General features: G+C 37.3%; 13 protein-coding genes. 1 reads left to right on the top strand and 12 read right to left on the bottom strand.

What is annotated here, in order from left to right:
* Positions 1–34: 34 nt before the first annotated feature.
* From rnc to MKY26_RS04090, 9 genes are all read right to left on the bottom strand, one after another.
* On the bottom strand, positions 35–772 hold the full coding sequence (gene rnc, locus MKY26_RS04130; RefSeq protein WP_095369558.1) for a ribonuclease III: 738 nt from the start codon (positions 770–772) through the stop codon (positions 35–37).
* Positions 773–1,129: 357 nt separating this feature from the next.
* Complete coding sequence (locus MKY26_RS04125) at positions 1,130–1,363, bottom strand: acyl carrier protein (RefSeq protein ID WP_095369559.1); 234 nt, start codon at positions 1,361–1,363, stop codon at positions 1,130–1,132.
* 132 nt (positions 1,364–1,495) lie between these two features.
* Positions 1,496–2,239 (bottom strand): 3-oxoacyl-[acyl-carrier-protein] reductase, encoded by a 744-nt coding sequence (fabG, locus tag MKY26_RS04120; RefSeq protein ID WP_095369560.1) that lies wholly within the window; start codon positions 2,237–2,239, stop codon positions 1,496–1,498.
* Positions 2,236–3,183, bottom strand: a complete 948-nt coding sequence (gene fabD, locus MKY26_RS04115) for an ACP S-malonyltransferase (protein ID WP_095369561.1) — start codon at positions 3,181–3,183, stop codon at positions 2,236–2,238. The genes fabG and fabD overlap by 4 nt, the downstream gene beginning before the upstream one ends.
* A 15-nt stretch (positions 3,184–3,198) precedes the next feature.
* Complete coding sequence (gene plsX, locus MKY26_RS04110) at positions 3,199–4,188, bottom strand: phosphate acyltransferase PlsX (protein ID WP_095369562.1); 990 nt, start codon at positions 4,186–4,188, stop codon at positions 3,199–3,201.
* A gap of 32 nt (positions 4,189–4,220) precedes the next feature.
* Positions 4,221–4,778 carry a transcription factor FapR gene (fapR, locus tag MKY26_RS04105; RefSeq protein ID WP_095369563.1) on the bottom strand — a complete coding sequence of 186 codons (558 nt, stop codon included), beginning with the start codon at positions 4,776–4,778 and terminating at the stop codon, positions 4,221–4,223.
* A gap of 208 nt (positions 4,779–4,986) precedes the next feature.
* On the bottom strand, positions 4,987–7,026 hold the full coding sequence (gene recG / locus MKY26_RS04100; protein ID WP_341092179.1) for an ATP-dependent DNA helicase RecG: 2,040 nt from the start codon (positions 7,024–7,026) through the stop codon (positions 4,987–4,989).
* Between the two features lie 252 nt (positions 7,027–7,278).
* Positions 7,279–8,964 (bottom strand): DAK2 domain-containing protein, encoded by a 1,686-nt coding sequence (locus MKY26_RS04095; protein ID WP_341092177.1) that lies wholly within the window; start codon positions 8,962–8,964, stop codon positions 7,279–7,281.
* A 16-nt stretch (positions 8,965–8,980) separates the two neighbouring features.
* Complete coding sequence (locus tag MKY26_RS04090) at positions 8,981–9,343, bottom strand: Asp23/Gls24 family envelope stress response protein (protein ID WP_095369566.1); 363 nt, start codon at positions 9,341–9,343, stop codon at positions 8,981–8,983.
* Positions 9,344–9,749: 406 nt separating this feature from the next.
* Between MKY26_RS04090 and rpmB the strand changes: the two genes are divergently transcribed.
* On the top strand, positions 9,750–9,938 hold the full coding sequence (gene rpmB, locus MKY26_RS04085; RefSeq protein ID WP_095369567.1) for a 50S ribosomal protein L28: 189 nt from the start codon (positions 9,750–9,752) through the stop codon (positions 9,936–9,938).
* 83 nt (positions 9,939–10,021) lie between these two features.
* Here the strand turns inward: rpmB and spoVM are convergent, their stop codons facing one another.
* The 3 genes from spoVM to rpe all read right to left on the bottom strand — a co-directional run bounded on the left by spoVM (position 10,022) and on the right by rpe (position 11,619).
* Entirely contained in the window at positions 10,022–10,102 is an 81-nt protein-coding gene (gene spoVM, locus MKY26_RS04080) for a stage V sporulation protein SpoVM (RefSeq protein ID WP_095369568.1), read from the bottom strand.
* 90 nt (positions 10,103–10,192) lie between these two features.
* Complete coding sequence (locus MKY26_RS04075) at positions 10,193–10,846, bottom strand: thiamine diphosphokinase (RefSeq protein WP_341092175.1); 654 nt, start codon at positions 10,844–10,846, stop codon at positions 10,193–10,195.
* 128 nt (positions 10,847–10,974) lie between these two features.
* Complete coding sequence (gene rpe / locus MKY26_RS04070; RefSeq protein ID WP_224938574.1) at positions 10,975–11,619, bottom strand: ribulose-phosphate 3-epimerase; 645 nt, start codon at positions 11,617–11,619, stop codon at positions 10,975–10,977.
* Position 11,620 lies beyond the last annotated feature (1 nt).

Below are 11,620 nucleotides of genomic sequence, written 5' to 3'. Positions count from 1 at the left end.
CCTTACTAAATCTCCTTTTCACCTTTATAAAGATTTAGTTCACATGGTTTTTAAGTACTTCTAATGCCATTTGCGCTGCATGTTGTTCCGCTTGTTTTTTTGAACGACCTGTACCAGTTCCAAGCTCTTCACCGTTTAGATAAACAGTTGACTCAAATTCACGATTATGAGCCGGTCCCTTTTCCTGCAGAATCTTATATTCAATCATTCCCGCTGAATCTCTCTGCACTAATTCTTGTAATTGGCTTTTAAAATCCATTACATGAGAAAATGCGCCAGAGTCTATCTTAGGAAAAACATATTTTTCTAAGAAGCAAACAACAACATCAATCCCTTGGTCTAAATATAGTGCTCCAATAAAGGCTTCAAAGACATCAGCTAATAGTGCCGGACGCATTCTCCCCCCAGTCATTTCCTCTCCTTTGCCTAGTAAAACATATTGGCCAAAATCTCTTTCATTAGCAAATTCAACCAAGGAAGGTTCACACACGACCGCTGCTCTTAATTTTGTTAATTCACCTTCACTCATCATCGGATATTTAATATAGAGAAATTTGGATACTGTTAATTCCAATACCGCATCTCCTAAAAATTCGAGTCGTTCATTATCTTCATGAGGCTTTCTTCGATGCTCATTCACATATGAAGAATGAGTAAAAGCTTGTCTTAATAATTTTTCGTTTTTAAATTCAATAGATAATACCTGTTGTAATTCTTTAAACTTCTTTTCATCCGCACGTTTTCTTTTCTCTTTTTCTTTGTAATTACGCATTTTAACAGCCACCTTGTACCTTAAATAAATTTATCCTAAATGGTGATAACCACACATATTTGTCTACATTATTAGACGTGGTTTATTACTGATGACAAACCTTATCTTTTTATATACATCATTCTCTCTTAGTTTAAGCAATTTTACATAAAAACACAAAGAAACTTGGCAGAAAGAATTCTTAACCAAGTTTAAAGCGCTAATGAGGATAAATCTGGATGTACTTACTGTCCGTCACTACCTGATTAACTCAAGTCACGGCGGACAATAAGCACAAAAGTGACATCTGACTCATTAACTGCTATTTATATAGAAAGATTGAGTGAGGGATATCCCTCACTCATACTTATCTAACGATTAGTTTTTTGCTTTTATGTAATTTACAGCGTCACCCACTGTTACAATTTTTTCAGCATCATCGTCAGAGATTTCCATATCAAACTCATCTTCTAATTCCATTACTAGTTCAACTACATCTAGGGAATCAGCACCAAGATCATCTTTGAAAGACGCTTCTTCTTTTACTTCTGCTTCATCAACACCAAGACGATCAACAACGATTTTTGTTACACGTTCTAATACTTCTGCCATGCTTGTTCACCTCCCCTCAAGATATTATAGATGAAAGTTAATAAATACGAAAGATGTTTTTAGTAAATGCAACAATCACGTAATCTTAAATCTTTCATTTATATGTAAACCCTTTAAAAAAGGACTTACTGTTTACATATACATACCACCATCAACATGCAAAGTTTGACCAGTCATATACTTACTATCTTCAGAAGCAAGGAAGTTAACTACTTTTGCAATATCTTTTGGCTCTCCGAATGTTGCCAGTGGAATATTAGCAAGCATTTGCTCTTTAATTTCTGCATTTAATTCATCGGTCATTTCTGTCGTAATAAACCCAGGTGCAATCGCATTAACCGTAATGCCTCTCGATGCTAATTCTTTGGCTGTTGTTTTAGTTAAGCCGATGACACCAGATTTAGCAGCTACGTAATTTGCTTGGCCTGGATTTCCTGTTGTTCCAACAATAGAGGAAATATTAATAATGCGTCCGCTCCGCTGCTTCATCATTTGTCTAGTTACAGCCTTCGTGCACAGAAATACTCCCTTAAGATTGGTATTGATGACAGCGTCCCATTCATCTTCCTTCATTCTCATCAATAGGTTATCCTTTGTAATGCCTGCATTATTCACTAGAATATCAATACGGCCAAAATGTTCGATGACCGTTTTAATCATATTTGTAACTGATTCACTATTAGAAACATCACATTGAATTGCAAATGCTTCTGACCCTAATGATTTAATTTCATCAACTACTTCATTGGCTCTCGCCTCACTACCTGCATAATTGACAGCTACTTTTGCCCCTTCTCTGGCAAGCTCTAAAGCTATTTCCCTACCAATCCCTCTAGAAGCACCGGTTACAATTGCAATTTTATTTGATAACTTCATTTTGCAGCCTCCTTTATGGCTTCGATAGTTGACTCAATGGACTTACTATCAGAGATAGCAAAAAGTTGAACATTACGGTCTACCTTTTTGATAAGGCCTGATAAAACCTTTCCAGGTCCAATTTCAATAAAAGTATCTACACCTAAAGCAAGTAACTTCCTTACAGTATCCTCCCAAAGAACAGGTGAATATAATTGTTGCAATAGCTTTTCTTTGATTTCTCCAGACGCAGTGATTGGCGTTGCTGAAACATTCGCAATCACTGGCACACTTGCATCCTGTAATTTGATTTCATCTAATACGCTTAATAGACGATCAGCTGCTGGTCTCATTAGTTGCGAATGGAAGGGACCGCTTACTTCTAATGGTAATACTCTTTTCGCACCTGCCATTTTTGCTTCTACGCCAGCTAGTTCTACACCTTGTTTTGTACCGGAAATGACAATTTGTCCAGGTGAATTCAAATTGGCTAATTGTACAGAATGACCTGATTCAGTAATCTTATCGGTAATAGCTTGCAGTGCTTCTCTTTCCATACCAAGAACTGCAGCCATTGTCCCTTCTCCATTAGGAACAGCATCTTCCATAAATTCACCACGTTTATGAACAGCATAAACACCGTCAGTAAAAGAAATGGCTTCTGCTGCAACAAGTGCTGAATATTCTCCTAAACTATGGCCAGCAACATAATCTGCTGTGATGCCAGATTGTTTGAATGCTTCCAAAACCGCGATACTTGTTGTTAACAATGCCGGTTGAGCATTCATCGTTTGCGTCAACTGTTCTTGTGGGCCTTCGAAAATAAGTTGTGAAAGAGAGTATCCTAAACGTTCATCAGCTTGTTTAAATAATTTTAAAACGTTCTCATTCTCATCAGCTAGTGATTTCCCCATTCCAACAGTTTGTGAACCTTGTCCTGGAAAAACAAATGCAATTTTCCCCATATTATCCGCCTCCCATTATGATTGAATTTCAAGCGACGCTTTCACTTTTTCAGCTACTTCATGCTCTACCATAATTCTTGTCTGCTTTACAGCACTGTACAAAGCATTGCGATCAGACGATCCATGTGCTTTAATAACTGGTGCCTTTAGTCCAAATAATGCTGCTCCACCATATTCAGAGTAGTCCATTTTTCCTTTCAACTCTTTCAGATCAGGCTTTAATACTGCTGCAGCTAGTTTTGATTTCAGATTACTTGTCATTGCCGTTTTCAACATTTTAAACAGACTCATCGCTGTCCCTTCAATGGTCTTTAATACCATATTGCCAGTAAAACCATCGGTCACTACCACATCTGCTACGCCATTTAGTAAATCACGCGCTTCAACATTTCCAATAAAATTGATATCAGCTTGTTGCAATTTAGTAAAAGTATCCTTTGTTAGTTCGCTTCCTTTTTTCTCCTCTGTACCAATATTCAACAAACCAACTCTAGGGTTCTTAACTCCTCTTACCTTCTCTGCATAAATCGCCCCCATCAAGGCATACTGCGTTAAATGCTCAGGTTTAGCATCGACATTTGCTCCTACATCTAAAAGTAAGAAACCTTCTCCTCCTATGGTTGGCAAAGTAGGGGCTAGCGCTGGTCTTTCAATCCCTTCAATTCTACCAACTACAAATAATCCAGCAGCCATTAAGGCTCCAGTATTACCTGCAGATATACAAGCATCAGCCTTACCATCTGCAACAAGTTGTGCAGCTAACACCATTGATGCTTGTTTTTTTCTTCTTACAGCGCGAACAGGTTCATCAGTGCCCAAAATCATTTCGTTCGTATGAAGCACTTGAATTCTGTCATCATTTGATGTCAAATATTTTCTAATCTCATCTTCATTACCTACTAAAGTAATTTCAATATCATTGAAGTCTAACGCAGCCTTCATAGCACCATGAACAATTTCCTCTGGTGCATTGTCACCACCCATTGCATCTATGGCAATTTTCACATCTATTCATCCTTTAGTCTCATTTAATATTTTTATTGATGCGAGCGATACATATCAAACTCACCTTTAAAAACACATTCATTATGTACGGTACTTATAACCTCTATCTTTGTCCGATCGTTATCGATACTTATCACTTTCGCTTTACATACTACTCGTTCCCCTTGCTTTACCGAGCGAGTAAAGTGAATATTTGCTTTCGCTGTTAAGGCAAGGTCATCATTAATAACCGCGACCGCTAAAGAGTTTGCTTGAGCAAATAAGTGATGTCCACGCGCAATTTGATTTCGTTTAAAAACGTGCTCCTCTTTGACATCGAATATAGAAATGGCTACATTATCTAACTCAATATCAATGATTTCCCCTATTACTTCCTCAATAGGCAGCGCGACAACCTCGTCCTCAAAATTTTTTTCAGCGACTGTTTTTATTCTTTCTCTCAATTCAGGTATTGAGAGCTCTAACCGATCAAGCCTAATCGTCTGCACACTGACAGAAAACTTATCGGCTAAATCTTCATCCGTAATGAATGGGTTCTCTTTTATCGTTTCTACTAACAATGATTGTCGTTGCTTTTTATTTCTTTTCATTTTTTATACACCGTCCAAGAAAATTAAGACTAGGTACTAATAGTAGTATATAATTATAGCTATTATATTGCAAGAAGTAATTATTGCTACTATTGACCTTTTAAAGTCTTAAGCTTACTAGCGAGCATCTAGGCAATGTTTACCTCAAACTATTTATTCAAATAGATAGCTGCTTCTAGTCCGCATATCTCCTTTCATTCCCTTTTTATTAATCTAACTTCTCACCTTCAAGCACACCATTATCCCTTAAGTAATCCCTCAATATTTGATATTTTTTTTCATACCAAAAGCTATCTGTCTGAATTAATTGAGTAGCATCATTTCTTGCCACTTCAAGCGCACGGTAATCATGCACCATGTCAGCTACCTTGAATTCAGGAAGCCCACTTTGCTTGCGACCAAAAAAATCACCTGGACCACGTAGCTCTAAATCCTTCTCACTTAAAACAAACCCATCATTCGTTTCTGTCATAATCCGCATTCTTTCTTTACCAACTTCTGACTTAGGATCAGCTAGTAATATACAATAGGACTGTTTATCTCCTCTACCAACTCTTCCTCTTAATTGATGAAGCGTAGCTAGCCCAAAACGATCAGCATCGTAGATGAGCATCATTGTGGCATTCGGTACATTGACACCTACCTCAACCACAGTTGTAGATACTAGTACTTGCGTCTGATTGTCACTAAACTTCTTCATCACATCTTCTTTCTCATCAGGGTGTAGACGCCCGTGCATTAAACCAACTTTATACCTATCCTGAAAATATTGCATAAGAATAGTGTGGACATCAATTGCATTTTGGACATCAAGTTTCTCTGATTCTTCAATGAGTGGGCAAATCACATAAGCTTGCTGTCCTCCACGCAATTCTTTCTCCATAAAGCCTAATACCCTTTCTAACATATCTAGTTTTGCCCAATACGTTTCTATTACTTTCCTACCTGCTGGCATTTCATCAATGATGGATACATCCATTTCGCCAAATGCGGTTATGGCCAAAGTTCTCGGTATCGGCGTCGCAGTCATGAATAACACGTTAGGGTTTTCACCCTTTTGTCTTAATACACGACGCTGCTCAACACCAAAGCGATGTTGTTCATCTGTAATAACAAGTCCTAATTTTTTAAAAACAACTTCCGTTTGAATAAGCGCATGTGTACCAATAACAATATCAATGTTACCAGCCTCTAATTCTGCAAGTAGTTCTCTTCTCTTTTTCCCCTTCACTGAACTTGTTAATCTTTCAATCCTTATTGGATAATTCGCAAACATCATAGCCAGTGATTCTGCATGTTGTTCAGCTAAAATCTCTGTTGGTACCATTAATGCACCTTGATAACCCGCACTATTAGCAGCGAATAACATAATAGCAGCAACTGCTGTTTTACCTGATCCAACATCACCTTGAAGCAGTCGATTCATACGATAGTTAGATTTCATATCAAAGAGAATTTCATTGACAACTCTTTTTTGTGCACCCGTCAGTTCAAATGGAAGTGTATCTATAAATGACTTTAAGCGTTGCAGATCATAATCAATGTTCACACCTGCACTACTTTCTCTTTCTATTTTTCGTAATGCTTGGATTTTTAATTGGAAATAAAAGAACTCTTCATATACTAACCTTCTTCTTGCTTGCTTTAGCATTTCCGGAGTATCAGGATAATGTAATGTACGAATCGCTTTTTCACGCGCCATCAACCGATATGCCCCAATATATTCTGAAGGTAGTGTTTCTACTATATCGTGTCCGTATTGATCAAGTGCGTGCTTAATATAGCGACGTAAAGACTTCACTGTGACTTTGCCTTTAACGGCATAAACAGGTTCAAATGCATTCGTTTGCGTAACCTCACCTTTGCTGAGTTTACCTAGTGTAATCGTTTGGCGATGTTGGTCCCACTTTCCCGTAATAGTAACTGTATCATTTAATTCTATTTGTTTTTTTAAATATGGTTGATTAAAAGCAATTACTTGTATGAGGTAGTGATCGACTAAAACTCTAAATGTTAAGCGCGAACGTTTACGTCCATAAAAACTAAGTGTGGGCTGTGAATGGACTTTCCCCTCAACTGTAATTCTTTCTTCATGTTTGATTTCACTTAAATCTTTTAGACGATAATCTTCATAACGAAAAGGCAAGTATTCAATCAAGTCGCCTACAGTGGTGATCCCCATATCTTTCAGATTATCTGCAGCAGATTGACCCAACCCCTTTATATGATCTACTTTGTCACTTAACATACTTGACCCTCCTTTTCAAAACAGCCTTTCTTTACGAGAAATAAAGAAAACTCGCCCTTTTGGCGAGCACTAAGGCGAAGACAGAGGCATAGTTTCATAAACCAAATGATTAAATAACTAACCTCTAATTACCCTCCTAACCATCGATATCAAATTCCAATTGCAGTAAGTAGGAGAAGGCAGTGAGTCATTTGATGAAAAAAGACCACGGGAGCAGTGTAAAAGAAGCTACCCATGGTCATTCTCTTCTATTTATTCTACCGAGAAGATAAATGCATATAATGGTTGTTTGCCGTCGTGCACTTCTACTTCGACATCATCATACTTCTCTTCTATATAGTTAAGAATTACTTCTACATCTTCTTTTGAGGCATCTTCACCTTGAATAATTGTGACAATTTCCGAATCTTCATCTATCATCTGGTCAATTAAACTTTTAGCAGATTGAAGCTTATCCTTATCTTTAACGATTATTTTGCCTTCTTCAATCCCCATAAAGTCGCCTTTTTCAATCTCAAGACCATCGATACTCGTATCACGGACTGCGAAAGTGATCTGACCTGTTTTCACATGCGATAACGCTTCAGACATATAATCCTTATTCTCTGATAGTTCCGCGGATGGATTAAAGGCAAGTAGCGCACTCATTCCTTGAGGAACCGTTTTGGAAGGAACAACAATGGCATCGGTTTCTGATACTTCACACGCCTGTTCAGCAGCCATAATAATATTTTTATTATTTGGTAAGATAATTACTTTTTCTGCATTCACTTCTTCAATCGCCTTGACAATATCCTCTGTGCTTGGATTCATTGTTTGGCCGCCTTCAATTACTACATGCGCCCCAATACTACGGAAAACCTCAGCAATTCCGCTTCCCATTGAAACAGTGATCACTCCGTATTCACGTTTTTCTTGGGGAACTTTAGCATCATTTTGTGATGCGGAAGCCTTTTCATCTTCGTCAAGAATGTTTGTGTGCTGCAAACGCATATTCTCGATCTTCATATTAATAAGATTTCCGTACTTTTGTCCATAGGATAAGCAATCCCCTGGTTGTTCAGAATGAATATGAACCTTCACAAGGTTTTCATCAGCAATCACAAGTAGGGAATCACCATATTGACTTAAGTCTTGACGGAATTTGTCTTCAGAGAATGGATTCGTAGCTAACTTCTCAGATTCAAATCTAACCATAAATTCTGTACAGTATCCGAATACAATATCTTCTGTATTCATATGGCTCTGTACACTTTTATGATGTTCCGCACTTACAAGCTCCTCCATTTTCGGAAGAGATGCACTGGAGTCAGGTAATGCTTCTCCTTTTAATTCTGCTAGAAAGCCTTCATATACAAAAAGTAGACCTTGTCCACCACTATCAACTACCCCTACTTCTTTTAACACTGGTAGTAGCTCTGGTGTACGCTCAAGAGAAGCTTTAGCTTCACTAACGATTGCTTGCATAATTTGAACAATATCATCTTCTGTTTGTGCTACTTGTACTGCTTTGTTTCCAGCATCTTTCGCAACAGTTAATATTGTTCCTTCAACAGGTTTCATCACCGCTTTATAAGCAGTTTCTACACCCGCTTCAAATGCAGATGCAAATTCAAGTCCATTTACACTTTCTTTCTGCTCAATATGCTTTGCGAACCCACGAAAAAGCTGAGAGAGAATTACACCAGAGTTACCACGAGCGCCCATTAATAGACCCTTTGAAAGAGCAACCCCAACTTTACCAATATGATTGGTTGTTATATTTTTAACTTCCTTTGCACCAGAAGTCATTGACAAGTTCATATTTGTCCCAGTATCACCATCTGGAACAGGGAAAACATTCAATGCATCTACATAATTCGCATTTGTAGATAAATGATTAGCTCCTTGGACAATCATTTTCGCAAATTGTTTTCCTTCTAAAACTTTAATTGACACGAAATTTTCCTCCTCATTACGGGTTCGTTACACGAACACCTTGAACAAAAATATTAACAGACTCAGTACTTAGACCGACTGTTTGATCTAAAGTGTATTTAACTTTGGATTGCACATTATGAGCAACTTCAGAAATTTTCGTTCCGTAGCTAACAATAATATACATGTCGATATGTACTTCATCTTCTTCCTGACGCACGATGACACCTTTAGTAAAGTTTTCTTTACGCAGGATTTCAGATAAGCCGTCTTTTATTTGATGTTTAGAGGCCATGCCAACAATACCATAGCAGTCGACTGCTGCTCCTCCTGCAATTGTCGCAATTACGTCATTTGAGATATCAATTTGCCCGTAGTTATTCTTTAGTTCGATGGACATTTTGTTGTTCCCCCTTCTGGTAAATTACTGCTTCTTCTTAGCTAGTCTTCGTTTTCATTGTGAATATCTAATGAATGACAATCATTGTTTGATGAAGCCATGGAACGAATAGACGCATGTACTACACTTTTCATAAAGAATATTTTACTATACATGTAAGCATTTTAAAAGCCATACTTACCTCTTTCATATTATAACGTATTTTCACAGCATATATGTCAAGGTTTTTTTCTTGATAGAATAGAGGCAAACTATTGCATTGTAGGTGTTTGTATGATAAATTATTAAAGTATCTTTTTAGTATGAAATTAGTGCGAGCTACTTTCATATTAAGTTAGATGTAACTGACAATTGTGATCGAAACATGAAAATAATGATGTCATGTTTTAGTAAGGAGGGAATATAGATGCCACGCCAATGTGTAATTACTGGAAAGAAAACAAAAACAGGTAATGCTCGTTCTCATGCGATGAATGCTAACAAACGTACTTGGGGTGCTAACCTACAAAAAGTACGCATTCTTGTAGACGGTAAACCTAAACGTGTATGGGTTTCTGCAAGAGCTTTGAAATCAGGTAAAGTTGAACGCGTATAATGAATGAGAGGGTACCAGTATTGGTACCCTCTTTTTTTATACAATATTCGCACTAAAGAAGTTAGAAAAAAAGATTGTACTCTTTACTCCTTTTTAAATGTCCCTAGCATCGCCCTCACAATGCCTCCCAAAAATTTAGGCAGCTTGATTGTATAAAATCTCATTTAAGTCCCTCCTCAAAGTCTCACACCTTAAGTAATAAACGTACGCACTACTTCTTTTTATTCATATTAGAACAAAGGAATCAATATTAGTTATTTTTCATCCTTACTTCTTATCACCATTAATATGCCTTTATCAAAAGAAAAAGTACCATTATCATCAATAAGTTCATTACTTATACAAAGAGTTGACCCTAAAGGTACGAGGTGATTACTTAATGGGTACTTGAATCCCGTTAATGTCAAGTTCCTCACGTTTTCTGTTACCGGAATAAAAGATATATATGGATAAGATGATTCCTTAGCAATTTGATAATGGCCGCTCTTTTTAACCATAATTTGATTTTGTTTATCAACTAAACGAATAGGTACTAGAATGTCATTTAGAAGTGGTTGAATTAACAGTTGAGTATTAGCAAAAAAATGATCTAATCTCCCACCTGTGGCTCCAAATACCGTAATTTCTTCTGGCTTTTGTTCGATCGCCCATAAAAGTGCTAGTTCCATATCCGTTTCATCCTTTTCCGGTTTTACCCTTTGTAGATGAGGAACATGCTGCTTAATCATACTGTACTGACTTTCATCAACTGAATCAAAATCTCCAAATGCATAATCAATTGCGATTCCCTTTTTAATTAATGTATAGGCGCCACGGTCAACACCTATCCATAATACTTCATCAAAACAATAGTCATTGAGATTGGGTAGATACTGTTGTGGTCCCCCTGCTAATATATTGATTTTCATCTCTACGCCCTCCACTTTTCCTATCCTTTTAGGTTATGAACTATTCTTTTAATTGTTAACTATCGTAAAATGCAAGAAACATAAGAAAAGCTGACTCTAAGTATAATCTTAAAATCAGCTTTTTCAGGTCAATTCCGCAGTCTAGCGATTGCTTCTTTACGGTCTTGTTTATTATAAACGGCAGAGCCTGCTACTAAAACATTCGCTCCTGCAGCAATGCATTTTTTTGCAGTCTCCTCATTTACCCCACCATCCACTTCGATTTCGAGAGAGGGGTTAGATGTTTTACTCCATTCTTTTACTTCAGCAATTTTAGGTAAAACATTTTCAATGAATGATTGTCCACCAAAGCCAGGGTTCACAGTCATCAATAACACCATATCAACATCAGTTATCACATGCTTAATCGCTTCGACAGGTGTCGCTGGGTTAATCACAACTCCTGCTTTAACACCCAAGGATTTAATGAGATGTATTGTACGATGAAGGTGTTTACACGCCTCAGCATGAACAGTAATAATATCTGCTCCTGCTGAGGCGAAGCTTGGAATATATTGATCAGGGTTTTCTATCATAAGATGAACATCTAATGGTAGGTTCGTTATCGGTCTAATGGCTTCAACAATTAACGGACCAATCGTAATGTTAGGAACAAAGTGACCATCCATCACATCTACATGAATATAATCCGCTCCCCCACGTTCGACATCAAGAATTTCTTCTCCTAATTTAGAAAAATCTGCAGATAAAATCGATGGTGCAATTTTTACCATG

Source organism: Cytobacillus sp. FSL R7-0680, assembly GCF_038009245.1.
In the GTDB taxonomy this organism is placed as follows: Bacteria; Bacillota; Bacilli; order Bacillales; family Cytobacillaceae; genus Cytobacillus; species Cytobacillus kochii.
This window is presented reverse-complemented; position numbering and strand designations above follow the sequence as displayed.